General features: G+C 64.9%; 15 protein-coding genes. 7 read left to right on the top strand and 8 right to left on the bottom strand.

All coding sequences use genetic code 11. The features are described 5' to 3' along the window. Positions 1–35 precede the first annotated feature (35 nt). Positions 36–1,958: a glycosyltransferase family 2 protein gene (locus ACFQE0_RS24600; RefSeq protein ID WP_378974316.1), complete on the top strand. Its 1,923-nt coding sequence runs from the start codon at positions 36–38 to the stop codon at positions 1,956–1,958. A gap of 117 nt (positions 1,959–2,075) precedes the next feature. On the opposite strand, the gene ACFQE0_RS24595 is transcribed toward ACFQE0_RS24600, so the two are convergent. Then, on the bottom strand, positions 2,076–2,351 hold the full coding sequence (locus tag ACFQE0_RS24595) for a hypothetical protein (RefSeq protein WP_378974313.1): 276 nt from the start codon (positions 2,349–2,351) through the stop codon (positions 2,076–2,078). 90 nt (positions 2,352–2,441) lie between these two features. Continuing rightward, on the bottom strand, positions 2,442–2,648 hold the full coding sequence (locus ACFQE0_RS24590; protein WP_378974311.1) for a hypothetical protein: 207 nt from the start codon (positions 2,646–2,648) through the stop codon (positions 2,442–2,444). Positions 2,649–2,740: 92 nt separating this feature from the next. Between ACFQE0_RS24590 and ACFQE0_RS24585 the strand changes: the two genes are divergently transcribed. Then, positions 2,741–3,730: a threo-3-hydroxy-L-aspartate ammonia-lyase gene (locus ACFQE0_RS24585; protein WP_378974309.1), complete on the top strand. Its 990-nt coding sequence runs from the start codon at positions 2,741–2,743 to the stop codon at positions 3,728–3,730. A 100-nt stretch (positions 3,731–3,830) separates the two neighbouring features. Beyond that, complete coding sequence (locus ACFQE0_RS24580; RefSeq protein ID WP_378974306.1) at positions 3,831–4,208, top strand: HesB/IscA family protein; 378 nt, start codon at positions 3,831–3,833, stop codon at positions 4,206–4,208. 20 nt (positions 4,209–4,228) lie between these two features. On the opposite strand, the gene ACFQE0_RS24575 is transcribed toward ACFQE0_RS24580, so the two are convergent. Further along, entirely contained in the window at positions 4,229–5,284 is a 1,056-nt protein-coding gene (locus ACFQE0_RS24575) for a diguanylate cyclase (protein ID WP_378974303.1), read from the bottom strand. A gap of 195 nt (positions 5,285–5,479) precedes the next feature. Continuing rightward, on the bottom strand, positions 5,480–6,967 hold the full coding sequence (locus ACFQE0_RS24570; protein WP_378974301.1) for a DEAD/DEAH box helicase: 1,488 nt from the start codon (positions 6,965–6,967) through the stop codon (positions 5,480–5,482). A gap of 627 nt (positions 6,968–7,594) precedes the next feature. Here ACFQE0_RS24570 and ACFQE0_RS24565 point away from each other — a divergent pair. After that, positions 7,595–8,488 carry an outer membrane protein gene (locus ACFQE0_RS24565; RefSeq protein ID WP_378974299.1) on the top strand — a complete coding sequence of 298 codons (894 nt, stop codon included), beginning with the start codon at positions 7,595–7,597 and terminating at the stop codon, positions 8,486–8,488. Between the two features lie 177 nt (positions 8,489–8,665). Next, positions 8,666–9,163, top strand: a complete 498-nt coding sequence (locus tag ACFQE0_RS24560) for a PRC-barrel domain-containing protein (protein ID WP_378974297.1) — start codon at positions 8,666–8,668, stop codon at positions 9,161–9,163. Between the two features lie 56 nt (positions 9,164–9,219). On the opposite strand, the gene parE is transcribed toward ACFQE0_RS24560, so the two are convergent. Then, positions 9,220–11,274 carry a DNA topoisomerase IV subunit B gene (gene parE / locus ACFQE0_RS24555; RefSeq protein ID WP_378974295.1) on the bottom strand — a complete coding sequence of 685 codons (2,055 nt, stop codon included), beginning with the start codon at positions 11,272–11,274 and terminating at the stop codon, positions 9,220–9,222. A 298-nt stretch (positions 11,275–11,572) separates the two neighbouring features. Here parE and ACFQE0_RS24550 point away from each other — a divergent pair, with 298 nt between their 5' ends. Continuing rightward, positions 11,573–11,758, top strand: a complete 186-nt coding sequence (locus tag ACFQE0_RS24550) for a hypothetical protein (protein WP_378974293.1) — start codon at positions 11,573–11,575, stop codon at positions 11,756–11,758. Between the two features lie 47 nt (positions 11,759–11,805). On the opposite strand, the gene topA is transcribed toward ACFQE0_RS24550, so the two are convergent. The 3 genes from topA to ACFQE0_RS24535 form a co-directional block, all read right to left on the bottom strand. Beyond that, positions 11,806–14,490: a type I DNA topoisomerase gene (topA, locus tag ACFQE0_RS24545; protein ID WP_378974291.1), complete on the bottom strand. Its 2,685-nt coding sequence runs from the start codon at positions 14,488–14,490 to the stop codon at positions 11,806–11,808. A 138-nt stretch (positions 14,491–14,628) separates the two neighbouring features. Next, positions 14,629–15,549: a molybdopterin-dependent oxidoreductase gene (locus ACFQE0_RS24540; RefSeq protein WP_378974289.1), complete on the bottom strand. Its 921-nt coding sequence runs from the start codon at positions 15,547–15,549 to the stop codon at positions 14,629–14,631. Continuing rightward, positions 15,546–16,427, bottom strand: a complete 882-nt coding sequence (locus ACFQE0_RS24535) for a cytochrome b/b6 domain-containing protein (protein WP_378974287.1) — start codon at positions 16,425–16,427, stop codon at positions 15,546–15,548. Before ACFQE0_RS24535 ends, ACFQE0_RS24540 begins: the two co-directional genes overlap by 4 nt. 155 nt (positions 16,428–16,582) lie before the next feature. Here ACFQE0_RS24535 and ACFQE0_RS24530 point away from each other — a divergent pair, with 155 nt between their 5' ends. Beyond that, the gene (locus ACFQE0_RS24530) at positions 16,583–17,536 is read left to right on the top strand and encodes an aspartate carbamoyltransferase catalytic subunit (RefSeq protein WP_378974285.1); all 954 of its coding nucleotides are present in this window, start codon (positions 16,583–16,585) and stop codon (positions 17,534–17,536) included. Positions 17,537–17,635: the final 99 nt, after the last annotated feature.

Below are 17,635 nucleotides of genomic sequence, written 5' to 3'. Positions count from 1 at the left end.
GCGCGCGTCTCTGCTAGAGCCTGGCGCACACCCTGTTGCGCAGGGGGCCTGACGTAGCCCGAGCCCTTGCTGAACGTTACGCCGGAGAAGGTGCTGGTCTGCTCTTAAACTCGCTCGAATCAATTCCGAATGACGAGTCGAAGAGCCAAGTTGCGATCGCTTCACTGCTGCTGTCCACTCTGAATGCACCGATCCCGGAAGATGTTGTAATCGACGCTGCCTATCTCGAATGGATCGAACGCCATGAGCGACCGAACCAGGCCGATATCTCTTGGATGCAGGGTGAGATCAGCCGTTGGGCGCGCCATCCTCTCCTGTCGGTATTGATGCCGGTTTTTGACCCCCCCGTGGCCCTTCTTGAAGAGGCGGTCGCATCGCTACAGGCTCAAATCTACGAGAATTGGGAACTCTGCATCGCGGACGACGCCTCTCGCAATCCAGATGTGCGCACATGCATTGAGCGGCTTGCGGCGGCGGATGCACGCATCCGGCCCGTGTTTCGCGCCGAGAATGGCCATATCTCCGAGGCAACCAATTCCGCCGCTTCTATCGCGCGTGGCGAATTCTTCGTCTTGATGGACAATGATGATCTTTTGAGTTCGCATGCACTTTGGACTGTTGCTCATTATGCCTTGGCAAATCCAGATGCATCGATGTTCTATTCCGACGAAGACAAGCTCACCCCAGGAAAAAGCAGGGCGCAACCCTACTCCAAAGGGGCGTTTGATCGTTTCCTTCTTTACGGGCACAATATGTTTAGCCATCTCGGTGTATTCAGTCGAGATATATTCGAGAAGGTTGGCGGTTTTCGAAAAGGCTACGAGGGAAGCCAAGATTATGATCTTATACTCCGCTGCCTGGATGAAGCTGGAGAAGGTAGCATCGTTCACATCCCGCATGTTCTTTACCAATGGCGGCAGATCCCAGGATCGACATCCATGGGCGCCTCGGAGAAGAACTACGCTTTTACTGCCGCAAAGCGGGCAATAAATGATCATTTCTCACGCAACGATTGGCCGCTTCTTTCCGTAGATGGAGAGTTTCCCGGTATTTCTAGAGTGCAAACATTATCAACACCTAATCCTCAAATCGTCAGCGTTATCATCCCGACGCGGGACGGCTTCGAACATTTATCCCGGTGCCTCGAATCTCTTCGAAAATTTTCCGATCCGTTGATTGAGGTGGTCATTGTAGATAATGGTACCGTAGATCCCAAAACGCTCAGCCTGTTCGCTAGCCTGGAGCGCGAGAGTTATCGATATCGTGTTGTTCGCGATGACGGGGACTTTAACTTTTCACGGCTTGTGAACCTTGGGGTCGAGCACGCACGCGGCGCCATCGTTTGCCTTTTGAACGACGATACCGAATTCTTAGAGGCCGGCGCGTTTGAGCGAGTTCGCGCGTGGTTCTCAGTTTCCGATATCGGTATTGTCGGCGCGCGCCTTCTCTATCCCGACGGGACATTGCAGCATTTCGGTGTTCATCTTGGGGTCGGGGAGCATCGGATCGCTGAGCATGCTTATCTGGGCTTGCCTGACGATCAGCATGTCAATTTCAGCAAGAGCCGTCTGCTGCAGCAATTCTCAGCCGTCACAGGCGCCTGCATGTTCATTCGCAAGGCGGACTATGCATCCGTCGGCGGCTTTGATGAAAGCTTTCCAGTCGCATACAACGACATCGACTTTTGTCTTCGTGTAAGGGCGAAAGGCTTGAAGGTCATCTGCGACCCCAACATCCGCTTGGCTCACCACGAGTCGCGCACGCGCGGCAGCGACGCGTCACCCGAGCGACGCAAACGGCTCGATGACGATGCTCGAAGAGTGCTTGAGAGGTGGGATTCGGGCGGACTGCACGATCCATTCTACAGTCCGAATTTCGATCGGAAGCATTCGTGCTATCGCTTGAGCAACGATGCGCCGCGCGCCCCTTGGAAAGTCCCGCTCGCACCAACGAGATGATGCACGAGAGCGTACTCGACGCCTACGGTAAGGTGATCCACACCTGAGGTCCGAATACGAGAAGGGCCGCGACTGCTTTCGAAGACAGTCGCGGCCCTCGTTTTATTGAATCAGGTCTTAGCGGCCGCTATTGCCCGCGCCGCCTTTGAAGCCGGCGGCGTTGGGCGAACCCTGCATCTTGCCGTCCTTCATCTCCTGACCCGGCGCGGTGGTCGACGCCCCGGTGCTGCCAGTGGTCTCGCCCTTGCCGAACCCCGCGGCGTTGGGGGAGCCCTGCATCCGCCCGACGGCATTGCCCGTGGTGTTCTGCGTGGCCGGGCCGCTCTCGGTCGCCCAGGCGGCGCTGCCGAGCGCCATAAGACCGGCGGCGGCGAATAGGGTGGACATCCGCATGGTCGTCTCCTTCTCTGTCGAATGGCCTCTCATCCGGAGGCTTCACGCGACTAACGCTTCGGTCGCAGGGCCGTTCAATTCATCGTTGCACTATCGCGGCTCATCCGGTTGCGCATCCTTCTCGGAGGGCGTGTAGGCGCACCACTCGCAGATGCCGCGCTCGGCGCTACGGGGCGCATTCCGCTGGGAGCAGAGTGGGCAGACCAAGACGACGAAGCGTGAGCCGAGGCGCAACCCGCGCCCCCGGCCCCGGAACGTCACAGGCGTGCCTGCCGTGCGAGCATCCTCGCGTGCCATTGTGTGATCCCCCATGCGAGGATTAATCCACGGTGACGCTAATGGCTCCGCTCGGGGCGGAATGGCGTCGAAGATCCTTTCGGAGAGATGCGATGCCCGATCCGGTCACGGACAGCCCCGCCCGTCCGGTCTTCGCGGATGTGGAAACCGCCGCGCGACGCATCGCGGGGGTCGCGCACCGCACGCCCGTGCTGACCTCCCGCACCGCCGACGCGATGGCCGGGGCGCGCCTGTTCTTTAAGGCCGAGAATCTCCAGCGGGGTGGGGCCTTCAAGTTTCGTGGTGCCTATAACGCCATCTCCGCCCTGCCGGACGAGGTGCGGCGGCGCGGCGTGATCGCCTTCTCATCCGGAAACCATGCCCAGGCCATCGCACTGGCGAGCCGCCTGCTCGGCGTGCCCGCCGTCATCGTGATGCCGGAGGACGCGCCGCGCGTGAAGGTCGAGGCGACCAAGGGATACGGCGCCGAAGTCGTGTCCTACGATCGCTACAGCCAGGACCGGGAGGTAATCGGCCGGGAGCTTGCGCAGGCACGCGGCCTGTCCCTGATCCCGCCTTATGACCACCGTGAGGTGATCGCGGGGCAGGGCACCCTCGCGCTGGAACTGATCGAGGAGACCGGCCCCCTCGACATGCTGGTCGCCTGCCTCGGCGGCGGCGGACAGCTCGCCGGCTGTGCCCTCGCGGCGGCTGAGCGCTCGCCGGGCATCGCGATCTACGGTGTTGAGCCGGAAGCGGGCGATGACGGGCGCCGCTCCTTCCATGAGGGAAGGGTGGTGACGATCCCCGTGCCGCGGACCATCGCGGACGGAGCGCAGACGACCTACCTTGGGGCTCTGACCTTCCCCATCATCCGCGAGCGGGTCACCGATATCGTCACGGTGACGGACGAAGAACTCATCGAAACGATGCGTTTCTTCGCGAGCCGGATGAAGATGGTGGTCGAGCCCACGGGCTGCCTCGCAGCGACGGCGGTGTTGCACGGCAAGCTCGACGTGGCGGGCAAGCGCGTCGGTGTCGTCGTGAGTGGCGGCAACGTCGATATCACATCCTTCGCACGGCTCGTCGCACCCACCGCCTGACTTCCGCGCCGATGTGGACCCGCAGGCGCGGCATGCTTATCTTCAGATCATCCAGATAGCGTCCCACGGGCCTTGAACCCGTTCGGGCCGGAGAGAGTCGATGACGTCGAGTTTTAAGGTTCTGTCGCTGACCGATCGCGCTGCAGATCGGATCAAGGCCATCATGGCGCAGGCAGACAAGCCCGTCGCGGGGTTGCGCGTGGGCGTGAAGAACGGCGGCTGCGCCGGCATGACCTACACGATGGAATATGCCGAAGCGCGCAAGCCCGGCGAGGACGTGGTCGAGGATCGGGGCGTTCAGGTCTTCATCGATCCTAAGGCCGTGCTGTTCCTGCTCGGCACGGAGATGGACTTCACGACCACAAAGCTCGCGTCGCAGTTCGTGTTCAACAACCCGAACCAGACCTCTGCCTGCGGCTGCGGTGAATCCGTCGCCATCACGCCGGTATCGCCGGAGCGGGTTCCCGCCACGGCCTGAACGCCGACGACGCCTCGCCGTCAGGCCGCCTGCGGCGAGGCGATCGAAGCGTCGTCCGCCACGCGGTTGCGACCGCCGCGCTTGGCGGCAAACATGCAGAGGTCGGCGCGCTCGAGAAGCGAGGCCGGCGTATCCCCGAGGCGATATTCGGCGACACCGAGCGAGACGGTGACCTTGCCGAGCGACTCGCCGGTCGAACGCTTCACAAGTTCGCGACCGATCATGCTGGACCGGATGGTCTCGGCGATCTCGATCGCTTCGAGGCGGTTCGCGCCCGGCAGGATGATCCCGAATTCCTCCCCGCCGAAGCGGGCCAGCCGCGCATTCGACTGCACGCTCTCACGCATGACGACGGCGACGAGACGAAGAACCTGATCGCCGGTCAGGTGGCCATACTGGTCGTTGAACCGCTTAAAGTAATCGATATCGACGACGATAACGCTAAGGCGGTTGCCCCGGTTGGCCTCGGCCACCGTCGTGTGCAGCATTTCCTCGAAGTGCTTGCGGTTCGAAAGGCCGCTGAGCGGGTCGGTCAGGCTCTCCGTCCGAGTCGCCTCGAGCTTCTCGCGCAGGGCCTCCACCTCACTCCGGCTCTCGCGGATTCGCGCTTCCAGAACGCGGTTATCGGCCACCACCTCGCGGGTTGCCGCCGCAAGGGAGGCGACGACCTCCGCGAGCCGCGCCCGGCTCAGATGGGCCTGGGTGAGATCGGCCGAGAGGGTCGAGAGGGATTCGCCGTATTGCTGCGTCGAGCCCAGCGAAAGGTCCAGCACCTCGCTAATCGACGCGAGTTCGGCCAGAACCGTCTTGCTGACCACGCTCGCATCCGACGCGTGTTTCTGTCCGTCGAGATAGCTCTCGTGCAGATGATCGATATCGAGATCGGTGAGATGCCCCTTCTCCGCCGTCAATCGTTTGACAGCGTCGTTCAGAAGCGGCAGCTCGCCTGAGACATAGGCATACCACACGGCGTAGGCCCTCGGGGTTGCCGAAGGGCCGTAATCGCGCATGAGCTCGTTCGTCCGCTTCGCCAAGGCGAAGCTGCGGTCACGATCGGGGAAAGCGTCCTGGCCCATCCTCAGCCCATCTCGCGGAGACATTGCCCGATTAGGCATCACCGCATGACTGAGGGTTGTAACAAGACTTCCTACACGCCCAGTTAAGAGGCGCGGGCGGCTCCCGAGTACCGTTATACTGGTGGGGAGCAGCCTAGCGGCTGACAAGAAATCCAGGATCACCACCGGGCACAAGCCCGGCGGCCTCCCCTTTCCCTATCGCTCGCGCTTGGTCGTCGGTGCGCGCATCAGGAAGGCAGGCACATGCGAGCCGAGACCGACCGGCGTGTCGCCCTCTGCCTCAACCTCACGCGGACCGCGCTGATTTTGGCGGCGGGGCGCTTCCCGGCGGCTTTGCTCCGGTCTCGGCGTCTGGGCCTCAGCGCGAGCTGCGGGACGTTCACGCGGCGCGGACCGCTCCGAACGCTCGGGCCGGTCACGAGTCTCGCTCCGCTCGCGCGGCTCGGAACGCTCACGGCCTTCCCGACTGGACCGCTCGCTCCCGCGACCCCGGCGGCCTTCGCCGGAACGCCCGCGATGACGGCTGCGCGGTTCGGTCTCCGACGTGCCGAGGCTCGAGAGATCGCCGTCTAGCCACGGGATAGGCTGACCGATCAGCGACTCGATGGCGCTCAGCGACCGGTCGTCGTCCGGGCTGACGAGGGTGAAGGCAGCACCCGAGCGGCCCGCACGGCCCGTACGGCCGATACGGTGGACGTAATCTTCCGGATGACGCGGAATATCGAAGTTGAAGACGTGGCTCACCGCCGGGATGTCGAGACCACGGGCCGCCACGTCGCTTGCCACGAGCAGGGCCGTCTCGCCACTGCGGAAGCCATCGAGAGCGGCCATACGCGCCCGCTGATCCATGTCGCCGTGCAAGGCGACCGCATCAAAGCCGTGGCTCACGAGCGACTTCTGCAAGATCGCGACATCGCGTTTCCGGTTGCAGAAGATGATGCCGTTGGTCAGCCCGTCCTCGGCACGGATCAAGCGGCGCAGGCGGTCACGCTTGGCGTAGTCCTCGCCGGGGGTCGCCACGAGGCGTTGGGTGATGGTCGTAGCGGTGGAGGAGGGACGCGCCACCTCGATCCGCTGCGGGTTGTGCAGGAACATGTCCGCCAACCGTTCGATCTCCGGCGGCATCGTCGCCGAGAAGAACAGCGTCTGCCGGGTGAACGGCACCATCTTCACGATGCGCTCGATATCGGGGATGAAGCCCATGTCGAGCATGCGATCCGCCTCGTCGATGACGAGGAGTTCGACGCCGGTCAGCAGGAGCTTGCCACGCTCGAAATGATCGAGGAGGCGGCCGGGCGTCGCGATCAGCACATCGGTGCCGCGCGTCAGCTTCGCATCCTGGTCCGCGAAGGAGACGCCGCCGATGATGAGCGCAACGTTCAGCTTATGATTGGTACCGTAACGCTCGAAGCTCTCTTCCACCTGCGCGGCAAGCTCGCGGGTCGGCTCGAGGATGAGGGTCCGCGGCATCCGGGCGCGGGCGCGTCCGGTTTCGAGCAGGGTCAGCATGGGCAGCGTGAAGGCTGCCGTCTTGCCAGTGCCGGTCTGAGCGATACCCAAGACGTCCCGGCGTGCAAGCACATGGGGAATGGCCTGCGCCTGGATCGGCGTCGGCTCGGAATACCCGGCCGATGTGACGGCCTGGAGGACTTTCTCACTCAGTCCCAGATCGGAGAACGGCATTTCGTATCGGCAACATTCACGCACCCGGCCGGCGCGAAGGACATCGTCGCGGCAACGATCCGGGATCTAGGCAGACGCGCGGACGGAAACCGCGGCCGCCGAGCGATTACCGCATCACCTAGACCCTTGCGGCGACTTGTCAATCTTGCGAGCTCCGTAAGGACGGGATGAAGGGCGAACGGCGCCCGTTCACTCATTTGGAAGTCGCTTCCAAACCGGCTTCTCGCAGGACCGGCCTCCTCACTCGACTCGATCGAGGTGCGGGTCGACAGGGTTAAGTGTCTCCTAGCCGGCCCCATGCGGTCTGCCGCCGCACCGTCCTAAAATAAAACGTAGCTCCTGGGGCTCCCCGCGGACGACGACTTAAATGTTCGAAACGCCGCGCCGCGGTTTCGCCTCATTCTCAACTGCGTCGGAAAGATAATTCAGCAGCGACCACTTCCATGCTTAGCCCTGTGCGCAAGAGCACATCGCTTCGGTCCGCTCGTTACGTCTCCATAACCTTCACCTTTCGTTGACCCGATCTGGCTAATCTGGCCCAGCTTGTTGCAGGAAAGCGACAGACCCGTTCGCCGCAAGCGCCTAGAAGGCCGCTGGCCTAAGCCAACCCCAGGATCTGGTAACCCGATGAAAAAGCTTCTCCTCGCATCGACCGTTCTCGCCGGCATGACCGCGGCCGCTGCGGCCGCCGACCTTCCGCGCCGCGCTGCGCCGCCGCCGGTGTTCACGCCGGTGCCGGTCTTCACCTGGACGGGCTTCTACGCCGGTTTCAACGCCGGTTACGGCTTCGATGCCTCTTCCAGCCGCGGCCCGACCGTCGTCGGCGTCTCGCCGGGCAACAACCTGTTCGCCGCCGGCAACGTCCCGACCACCGGCGTCCTCGCCTTCTCGAACACCAACAACAACGAAGGCTTCGTTGGCGGTGGTCAGATCGGCTACAACTATCAGTTCACCCCGGGCTCGGGCATCGTCGTCGGTATCGAAGCTGACGCCCAGTACGCCGACTTCGGCCGTCAGCGGAACCGCTTCTCTGCCGCCGCCCCGGCCGGCTCGGCCATCATCCCGGGCAGCCTGGTCTACAACCCGAACGGCCTGTCGGGCCTCGACTACTTCGGCACCGTCCGTGGTCGCCTCGGCTACGCCTTCGACCGCACCCTCGTGTACGCCACCGGCGGTTTCGCCTACGGCTCGGGCGGCGGCCGTCAGTTCGGCACCGGCGTGTCCTCCGACGACTTCCAGACCGGCTACGCTGTCGGCGGCGGTGTCGAGTACGCTCTCCCGACCGACTCGTTCCTGAACTTCTTCCGCTCCTCGGCCGTCACGCTGAAGGTCGAAGGCCTGTACGTGAACCTCGAGCAGAACCGCCGCTCCGCCGGCGCTTTCGCCACCAACAACCTCGGCCAGACCATCACCACCACGTCCCCGGGCGTGACCCTGGTCTCCGGCCCGGCCAACAACCGCCGCGACACCGAGTTCGCCGTCGTCCGCGCCGGCGTGAACTACAAGTTCGGCTCGTACTAAGACCGACAACGCCGCGGCTTCGGCCGCGGCCCTTCACCTTGGAAGCCCGGCCGCACGGCCGGGCTTTTTGTTTTGGCGGGTTGTACGGTGCGACGTGGCGGTCAGGAACCCGTCTTGCGACCAGCTGATTGACCGCCGTCCGTCTCGAGACGGTCGCTGACTCCGGAAGTCCACCGCATGCCGCCGCGTACATCCCTCCTCGGCCTCCTGCCGCTGCTCTGCGCGCTCGGAGCTTCCCCGGTCTTGGCACAGGACGCCTCTGTCATCGGCAAGGATACGGTGCTGCCAGGTACCGGGCCCGGCACGAGCACGGAGAACCCAGGCGGCGGGCGCCTGATGCAGGCAGACAGCGCGGAGGATGCCGTCAAGCGCAGGGGCCTGAAGCCCGCCACTGTCCTGGCGTCCCATTTGATCGGCGTCGAGGTGCGCAATCCGGCAGGTGACAGCGTGGGGAAGATCGACGATCTGCTGCTGGCTGACGGCAACAGGGTGCGGGCCGTCGTCATCGACGTCGGCGGCTTCCTTGGGATCGGAAGCAAGCGGATCGCTGTGGGTCCGGAAGCCGTGGTCCTCAGGCCGGGAGGCGACCGCTATTCGGCAATCCTACAAATGAGCAAGGATACGTTGTCAGCCGCCCAGGCTTTCGACCCCGCGAAGGCGATCCCCTCTCGCTGAGAGGATCCCAAAAGACAGGTCCTTCGATGAGATCCAGAGGCGAAGCCTCTGGGGTCTCAGATGTCGAGGTCGGCACCTTCCGCGAAGGCGGCGCGTTCGGTGATGAAGGCGAAGCGCGCCTCGGGCTTGTTCCCCATCAGCCGCTCCACGGTATCGCCCGTCGATTCCCGTGCCTCGTCGAGGACGGCCACCCGCAGAAGCGTGCGCTTCTTCGGATCCATGGTCGTCTCCTTCAACTGGGCCGGCATCATCTCGCCGAGGCCCTTGAAGCGGCCGATCTCGACCTTGCCGTTCTTGAAGACCGTCTTGACGATCCGGTCCTTGTCCTCGTCGTTGCGGGCATAGGCGACCTTCGAACCCTGCTGCAGCCGGTAGAGCGGCGGGATCGCAAGGTACAGATGCCCCTTGTCGATGAGTTTGGGCATCTGACGATAAAAGAACGTGATCAGCAGGGAGGCGATGTGAGCGCCGTCGACGTCGGCGTCCGTCATGATGATCACCTTCTCGTAGCGAAGGTCCGTCTCCCGGAAGTTCGAGCCCGTGCCGCACCCGAGCGCAAGCGTTAGATCGCCGATCAATTGATTGGCGCCGAGCTTGTCGCGACTTGCCGAGGCGACGTTCAGGATCTTGCCGCGCAGGGGCAGAATCGCCTGTGTCGCCCGGTCCCGAGCCTGCTTGGCCGAGCCACCGGCGGAATCGCCCTCGACGATGAAGATCTCGGAGCCCGACGTTCCGGCAGCGGAGCAATCAGCGAGCTTGCCGGGCAGGCGCAGCTTGCGGGTGGCACTCTTGCGGGCGACCTCCTTTTCCTGGCGGCGGCGCAGACGCTCCTCCGCTCGGTCGATCACCCAGTCGAGGAGCTTGTTGGCTTGGGCGGGCGAGGCGGCGAGCCAATGGTCGAACGCGTCTCGCACCGCCGTCTCAACGATGCGCTGCGCCTCGACCGTGGCGAGCTTGTCCTTGGTCTGGCCCTGGAATTCCGGCTCGCGAATGAAGACCGACAGCATGGAGGCACAGGTCGCCATCACGTCGTCCGTGGTTACGGACGTCATGCGCTTGGCTTGGTTCACACGCTCGGCGTGCTCGCGCAGCCCCCGGAGGAGGGCGACGCGTAAGCCTGCCTCGTGGGTGCCACCCTCAGGCGTGGGGATCGTGTTGCAGTAGGAATGCGACACGCCATCGTCGGCCACCGTCCAGGCGACAGCCCATTCGAGGGAGCCATGTGAGCCGGGCTTCGTCACCTTGCCGGAGAAGACCGCATCGATGACGAGTTCCTTCCCGTCGATGTCGCGGGCGAGATAGTCCGACAGGCCGCCGGGGAAGCGGTGCACCGCCTCGGAAGGCACGTCCTCCATGCCCTCGACGAGCGAAGGCGCGCATTTCCAGCGGATCTCGACGCCGCCGAACAGGTAGGCCTTCGAGCGCGCCATCTTGAACAGGCGGCGGGGGTCGAACTTCAGCGAGCCGAAGATTTCGGCATCGGGGTGGAAGCGTACCCGCGTGCCGCGCCGGTTCTGCACGCGGCCGACGATCTCCAGGGCGCCCTGCGAATGGCCGCGTGAGAAGCACTGGCGATAGAGGGTCTGGTTACGTGCGACCTCGACCTCGAGAACGTCCGAAAGGGCATTCACCACCGAGATGCCGACACCGTGCAGACCACCGGAGGTCTCGTAGACCTTCGAATCGAACTTACCGCCCGCATGCAGGGTGGTCATGATGACTTCGAGGGCGGATTTACCCGGGAACTTCGGATGCGGATCCACCGGGATACCGCGCCCATTGTCGGTCACGACAAGGGAGCCGCCTTCTTCCAACTCCACCTCGATGAAGCTCGCATGGCCCGCGACGGCCTCGTCCATCGAGTTGTCGATCACCTCCGCGAAGAGGTGATGCAGGGCGCGCTCGTCCGTGCCGCCGATATACATGCCGGGGCGGCGGCGTACCGGCTCAAGCCCCTCCAGCACCTCGATGTCCGAGGCGGTGTAGCCGGCCTCGGGCGAGGCGGCGGCCAGGGATACGGGAGACGCCCCCTCGGTGAGGCGCCGCTTGGGTTCCGTCACAGGCACGGCCTTGGCCTTGCCCGCGAAGAGATCACGTGCCGGATCGCTCACGCGCCCGCTCCCGCGAGCAGGGGCAACCGGAGGGGTGGATGCTTTGCGTCTGGGAGCATGGGCCTTCATCTCGCCAGCATAACGGAACAAACAGGAAACATCAAAGCCGCCGAGGCGGAATCGACGGCCTTTCTGCCATGCTGCGATGCGGTGCGCGAGCGTTCCCACGCGACCTTTGCGCAGGGCAGGGTGGGCGCGCAGTGGTTAACGTTTTCAATCCGCCGCAAGCGAGACCGGAACCTGTCCCCGATCCCGGCGTTCTCGGAACAAAATTCGACACATTTCAGGAGGTGCGCCGATGAGCAGCGAAGCGATTGAAGCCCGCCACCTCGACCTGATCCGGTGCGAGCATGCGGCCGGGACCGCCTTCGGCTGCGTCGATGAAGACGAAGGCCGTTCCGCCCCGTTCGTCACCGCCCCCGCCGCCCTGGCAGTCGCCACCCTCGCAACGGCCTTCGCCGCGACCGTCACCTATCTGATCTAATCTCCCCGTCACTGCGACGGACGGGATCTGTCGGGCGGCAGGGCTTCTTAGCCCGCCGCCTTTTTCTTGGGCGCCGCCTTCTTGGCCGCTGGCTTCTTGGCAGGTGACTTCGCCGCCGCCTTGGCCTTGTCACCATCGGCGGCCTTGCGCGTCGCGGTCTTCTTCCGCGCCGGGGCCTTCTTGCCGCCACCTGACTCACGCTTTGCCGCGATGAGCTTCAGCGCCTCGTCGAGGGTCAGGGCCTCGGCGTTGGCACTCTTCGGCAGGGTCGCGTTCACCTCGCCATCGGTGACGTAGGGGCCGTAACGGCCCGCCTTCACCACCACGTCGCGACCGCTCTCGGCATCCTTGCCCAGCGACCGGCCGGGATCCCCCGCCGGACGGCCGCGTCCGCCGCCCTGCTCCTTGGCAACGATGAGATCGATCGCCCGGTTGCCACCGATCTCCAACACGTCGTCGTCGCGGCCGAGATTGGCGTAGGTTCGCCCGTGCTGAACGTAAGGTCCAAAGCGCCCGATCCCCGCGAGGATCGGCTCGCCGCTCTCGGGATGTTTGGCAACCTCCCGCGGCAGGGAAAGCAGGGCAAGCGCCTGGTCGAGAGTCACCTCAGAGGGCGAGAGTCCACGGGGCAGAGAGGAGCGCTTGGGCTTCTCCGCGCCCTTCTCCGCGCTCGCCTCACCGAGCTGGATGAACGGGCCGAACCGGCCGTCACGTACCGTCACCGGCAGGTTGGTGGCGGGGTCGTTGCCGAGCACACGCACGCCCGGCTGGCCGCCATCGACGGATGAGCCGTCGCCCTCGCCGTTGACGCCGGTCGCCGACAATTGCCGTGTGTAGGTGCATTCGGGATAGTTCGAGCAGCCGACGAACGCACCGAACTTGCCGAGCTTCAGCGAAAGCTGCCCCTCACCGCAATTCGGGCATGCGCGGGGGTCCTTGCCTTCGCCCCGGTCAGGGAAGATGTGCGGCCCGAGCAATTCGTTCAGGGCATCCAGCACTTCCGCGACGCGCAGTTCCTTTGTCTCGCCGATGGCGGCCGAGAAATCGCGCCAGAAGTCGCGCAGCACCGCCCGCCAGTCGATCTCGGCGTTCGAGACGCGGTCCAGCTGCTCTTCGAGGGCGGCCGTGAAATCGTACTCGACATAGCGGCGGAAGAAGCTTTCGAGAAAGCCGGTGACGAGCCGCCCCTTATCCTCCGGCTGAAGCCGCTTCTTCTCGATCTTGACGTATTCGCGATCGCGCAGGGTCTGCAGCACGGCGGCGTAGGTCGATGGCCGACCGATGCCGAGTTCCTCCATGCGCTTCACGAGGCTCGCCTCGGAATAGCGCGGCGGCGGCTCGGTGAAATGCTGGGTAGACGCGATCTTCTCGCGCTTGAGGTCGTCGCCCTGGCGCATCGGCGGCAGACGGCGGCTCTCCTCGTCCTCCTCGTCGTCCTTGCCCTCTTGATAGAGCGCGAGGAAGCCGTCGAACTTCACCACCTGCCCGGTGGCGCGCAGCTCGATCCGGCGCCCGCCCGCCATCGCATGAACTTCGACCGTGGTGCGCTCCAGCTCGGCCGATTCCATTTGGCTCGCCATGGTGCGAGTCCAGATGAGGTCGTAGAGCTTGGCCTGTTCCGGTTCGAGGTAGCGGGCCACGTTCTTCGGCAGGCGGCTCATGTCGGTGGGGCGCACCGCCTCGTGCGCCTCCTGGGCGTTCTTCGCCTTCACGCTGTATTTGCGCGGGGCGCCGGGCACGTAGCGGTCACCGAACTCCTTGCCGATCACCCGGCGGGCGTCGGCGATGGCCTCCGGCGCCATGTCGACACCGTCGGTTCGCATGTAGGTGATGATGCCGACCGTCTCGCCGCCGACATCGACGCCCTCATAGAGGCGCTGGGCGACGCGCATGGTCTGGGCGGGCGCCATTCCGAGCTTGCGGGAGGCTTCCTGCTGCAGGGTCGAAGTGGTGAAGGGCGGCTGCGGGTGGCGCTTGGCGGGCTTCGCCTCGATGCTCGCCACCTGGAAGGTCGCGGCTTCGAGGGCGCTCTTGAAGGCGGCGGCGTCCTCGGCGTTGCCGACATCGAGGCGCTGGATGCGCTTGCCGTCCGCCCCAACGAGGCGGGCTTCGAAGGTCGCCCCGTCCTGCGTCCGCAGGGTCGCGACGATCGACCAGTATTCACGCGGCTTGAACGCCTCGATCTCCATCTCGCGCTCGACCACGAGGCGCAAAGCGACCGACTGCACCCGGCCCGCCGAGCGGGCACCGGGAAGCTTCCGCCAGAGGACCGGGGAGAGGTTGAAGCCGACGAGATAATCGAGGGCGCGACGGGCGAGATAGGCGTCGACCAGCGCCTGATCGATCTGGCGCGGCTTGCGCATCGCCTGCTCGACCGAGGACTTGGTGATCGCGTTGAAGGTCACGCGCTCGACCGGGATGCCCTTCAGCACCTTGCGGGCCGACAGCGCCTCTAGGACGTGCCAGGAGATCGCCTCGCCCTCACGATCCGGGTCGGTCGCCAGGATGAGCTTCTCGGCGCCCTTGACCGCCTTGGCGATCTCGCTGACCCGCTTCGAGCCACGATCCTCCAACTCCCAGACCATATGGAAGTCCTGCTCGGGATCGACCGAGCCATCCTTAGCCGGAAGGTCGCGGATATGGCCGAAGGAGGCGATCACCTCGTAGTCGCGGCCGAGATACTTGTTGATCGTCTTGGCCTTGGCCGGCGACTCGACGACGACGACTTTCATCCAGATCCCTCTGCCCCTGAGGGCCCGGCGCGACGGAATGTTCGGAGCGCGACCGAACCCGCCGTCGACGGGGCCACGCGGGGCGGAGAAGTGGGTGAGAGGCGGCGGGTTGTCAAATGGTGGCCGCCCTGCCCACCGTCAGATCCCCGCGTACCATTCGTAGCCACGATCCTCCCAGTACCCACCCTTGCCATCGCCGAACCCGGTGAGCGACGAGACCATTTCGACCCGCATCACGTATTTGGCGTTCTTGTAGCCGAGCTGCCGCTCGACCCTCAGCCGAAGCGGCGCACCGTTGGAGACGGGCAACGCCTTGCCATTGAGGTCGTAGGCGAGGATCGTTTGCGGGTTGAACGCATCGAACAGGTCGATGCTCTCGTAATAGCGGATCGGACGGCGCCCGTCGGTGGCGTCGGGATCGGCCTGACCATCCGAGGCCGTGCCGCTCGGCGAGCCGCCCCAATCCCCCGCCGCCGCAAGTTGGACATAGGCGGCATGCGCCTCGCGCACCGTGCCGGGGCGGCTGGGCTTCAGCCAAGCGCCGTCCATGCTGGCATATTCGAGCGTATCCGCGCAGTGCAGCACGGCGTAGCGGGCCTGCGGCTTCAGCCCGGCCTTCTTCAACAACTCGGCCAGGGGCACGCCCGACCATTTGCCGATGCAACTCCAACCCTCGACACAATCGTGCCGGGTGATCTGGGTGCGGGAGGGCAAGGCACGCAGATCCGCGAGGCTCAGGGACAGCGGCGTTTCCACGAGCCCATCGACCTTCAGCTTGAAGTCCGAAAAGTTCTTGGCGGCTAAGGCCTTGTAGGCGCTGTCGGGCGGATCGATCGAGCCGTTCGGCTTAAACCACGGCGAGATCATCGACTCCGGGAATTCCCGCGCCGTCGTCACGTTCGACATCAGCAGGCGCTGGACATAGAGGTTGGCATCCTCCCCGATTCCCAGGGTGCGGCGACCGGCTGGGGTTCCTGCGAAGCGATCGCAACCGCCGAGCAGGGAGGCGCCGGCGAGGCCGGCCGTGGCGGTGAGCAGGCGTCGGCGGTGCAGAATCATCGCGTTTCCTCCCCGGCAGGGCGAACCTTGCCGATGCTGAACCAGCCGGTGATCATGCCGCGCAGGTTGTTGACGACGCCGGAGACGAGAACCAGCGCGAGGTGGACCACCACGAACAGCACCAGCAGGCCTGCGGCGATGAAATGGACGGTGCGGGCCGACTGGCGGCCTCCGAACAATTCGGGGAGCCATGGCCATGCGGCATCGACGCCGGGCGACATGGCGAGTCCCGCGAGGACCATGGCGGGCAACAGAATCAGCACCACGCCGAGATAGGTGAGCTTCTGGATGACGTTGTAGCGCTTGGCTTCCTCACCCTCGGGGAATTTCAGGAGCAGGTGCTCCTTCACCGATCCACCGAAATCACGGATCTGGTCGCCCTCGGGAATCAGGCGGCGGCGCAGTTGGCCGGAGAACAAGCCGTAGATCAGATAAATCGCCCCGTTGATCACGAGGAACCACGCGAACAGGAAATGCCAGCGGCGGCCGGTGGCGAGATCCTGCGTGGCGGGCAGGGTGACCCACGAGGGGAAGGCCCGGTCGGTCTCCATGCCGTTGTCCTTGGACAGGCCGAGCACGCCGGTCGTGTCGAACTTCCGGTCGCCGAGATAAACGACCCCGCGATTGCTGCCCCCGGTCTCCTCGCTGGTGATGGCCAGGGCGGGCGTGTCGAAGGTCGAGACCGAGCCCCAATACAGGGCAGGGTGGGCGTTGAAGATCTGAAGGCCGCTCATCAGCAGTACCAGCAGAACGGCCGCGTTGATCCAGTGGGTGAGGCGGATGACCAGCGGGTGCCGGTAGATCAGCCGACGCCCGTTGCGGCCCACGCGCTCGGGCGCGGCCTTGTCCGGGGCGTTCAGGGCAGGCGAGGCGTCCAAGCGGCCATCTCCGGGAAGTACGGTTCGTTGCGCGCAATACGTGTAGCGCGGCCGAGCGGTTACCAGCCGCGACGAAAACGCCGCAGCGCCGTCACCCGCCGGGGCGCGGCGACGCTTGCGAGACTCGCCGCCGACACCTACACCCGGCACCCGTCATGACAGCCCAGACGCCCGCGCCCATTCACTTCCCGCACCGGCATCTGCTGGGGATCGAGGGACTGACCCGGCCCGACATCGAAGCCCTGCTCGATGCGGCCGATGCCGCCGTCGACATCTCCCGTCAGGTCGAGAAGAAGCGCACGACCTTGCGCGGGCGCACCCAGATCAACCTGTTCTTCGAACCCTCGACGCGGACGCAATCGTCGTTCGAGCTCGCGGGCAAGCGGCTCGGCGCCGACGTGATGAACATGTCGGTCGCCTCCTCGTCGGTGAAGAAGGGCGAGACGCTCATCGATACCGCCGCGACCCTCAACGCCATGCGGCCGGACATCATCGTCGTACGCCATCAGGCGGCAGGCGCGGTGCATCTGCTTGCCCGCAAGGTCGATTGCGCGGTGGTCAATGCGGGCGATGGGGCACACGAGCACCCGACCCAGGCGCTGCTCGATGCCCTCACCATCCGCCGCAACAAGGGCCGGATCGAAGGACTGACCGTCGCGATCTGCGGCGATGTCCTGCATTCGCGGGTGGCGCGCTCCAACCTGATCCTGCTTCAGGCCATGGGTGCGCGGGTGCGGCTCATCGCACCCTCGACTCTCCTGCCAGCTGGCATCGAGCGTTTCGGCGTCGAGACCTTCACGGACATGCGGAAGGGATTGGCGGGCTGCGACATCGTGATGATGCTGCGCCTTCAGCGCGAGCGGATGAACGGTTCCTTCGTCCCCTCGGTGAAGGAGTATTTCCGCTATTACGGCCTCGATGCCGAGAAGCTTGCGCTGGCCGCCCCCGACGCCCTGGTGATGCACCCCGGCCCGATGAACCGGGGCGTGGAGATTTCATCGGAAATCGCTGATGGCGCTCAGTCTCTGATCCGCGAGCAGGTCGAAATGGGCGTCGCCGTGCGCATGGCCGTTCTCGACGCCCTGGCCCGACACCTGCCGAACGGGTGAGGATCCCCCGATAAACCCTTAGGGGACAAAGCGGCTCGCCTCTCACGTGCGGGTGCTTGCCCCAAGCGCCGCCGTGGCGCAGTTTCCTGCCGGAAAACC

The organism is Methylobacterium komagatae (assembly GCF_042661665.1).
GTDB classification, from domain to species: Bacteria; Pseudomonadota; Alphaproteobacteria; order Rhizobiales; family Beijerinckiaceae; genus Methylobacterium; species Methylobacterium komagatae.
The sequence above is the reverse complement of the archived record's forward strand: the minus strand, read 5'-3'. Positions and strand labels throughout refer to the sequence as shown.

Excerpts from the sequence above, each read along its gene's own strand:
- ACFQE0_RS24595 (WP_378974313.1), bottom strand. The coding sequence starts at position 2,351 with ATGCGGATGTCCACCCTATTCGCCGCCGCCGGTCTTATGGCGCTCGGC.
- ACFQE0_RS24580 (WP_378974306.1), top strand. The coding sequence starts at position 3,831 with ATGACGTCGAGTTTTAAGGTTCTGTCGCTGACCGATCGCGCTGCAGAT.
- ACFQE0_RS24565 (WP_378974299.1), top strand. The coding sequence starts at position 7,595 with ATGAAAAAGCTTCTCCTCGCATCGACCGTTCTCGCCGGCATGACCGCG.
- ACFQE0_RS24590 (WP_378974311.1), bottom strand. The coding sequence starts at position 2,648 with ATGGCACGCGAGGATGCTCGCACGGCAGGCACGCCTGTGACGTTCCGG.
- ACFQE0_RS24560 (WP_378974297.1), top strand. The coding sequence starts at position 8,666 with ATGCCGCCGCGTACATCCCTCCTCGGCCTCCTGCCGCTGCTCTGCGCG.
- ACFQE0_RS24585 (WP_378974309.1), top strand. The coding sequence starts at position 2,741 with ATGCCCGATCCGGTCACGGACAGCCCCGCCCGTCCGGTCTTCGCGGAT.
- ACFQE0_RS24575 (WP_378974303.1), bottom strand. The coding sequence starts at position 5,284 with ATGGGCCAGGACGCTTTCCCCGATCGTGACCGCAGCTTCGCCTTGGCG.
- ACFQE0_RS24550 (WP_378974293.1), top strand. The coding sequence starts at position 11,573 with ATGAGCAGCGAAGCGATTGAAGCCCGCCACCTCGACCTGATCCGGTGC.
- ACFQE0_RS24570 (WP_378974301.1), bottom strand. The coding sequence starts at position 6,967 with ATGCCGTTCTCCGATCTGGGACTGAGTGAGAAAGTCCTCCAGGCCGTC.
- ACFQE0_RS24540 (WP_378974289.1), bottom strand. The coding sequence starts at position 15,549 with ATGATTCTGCACCGCCGACGCCTGCTCACCGCCACGGCCGGCCTCGCC.
- topA (WP_378974291.1), bottom strand. The coding sequence starts at position 14,490 with ATGAAAGTCGTCGTCGTCGAGTCGCCGGCCAAGGCCAAGACGATCAAC.
- ACFQE0_RS24530 (WP_378974285.1), top strand. The coding sequence starts at position 16,583 with ATGACAGCCCAGACGCCCGCGCCCATTCACTTCCCGCACCGGCATCTG.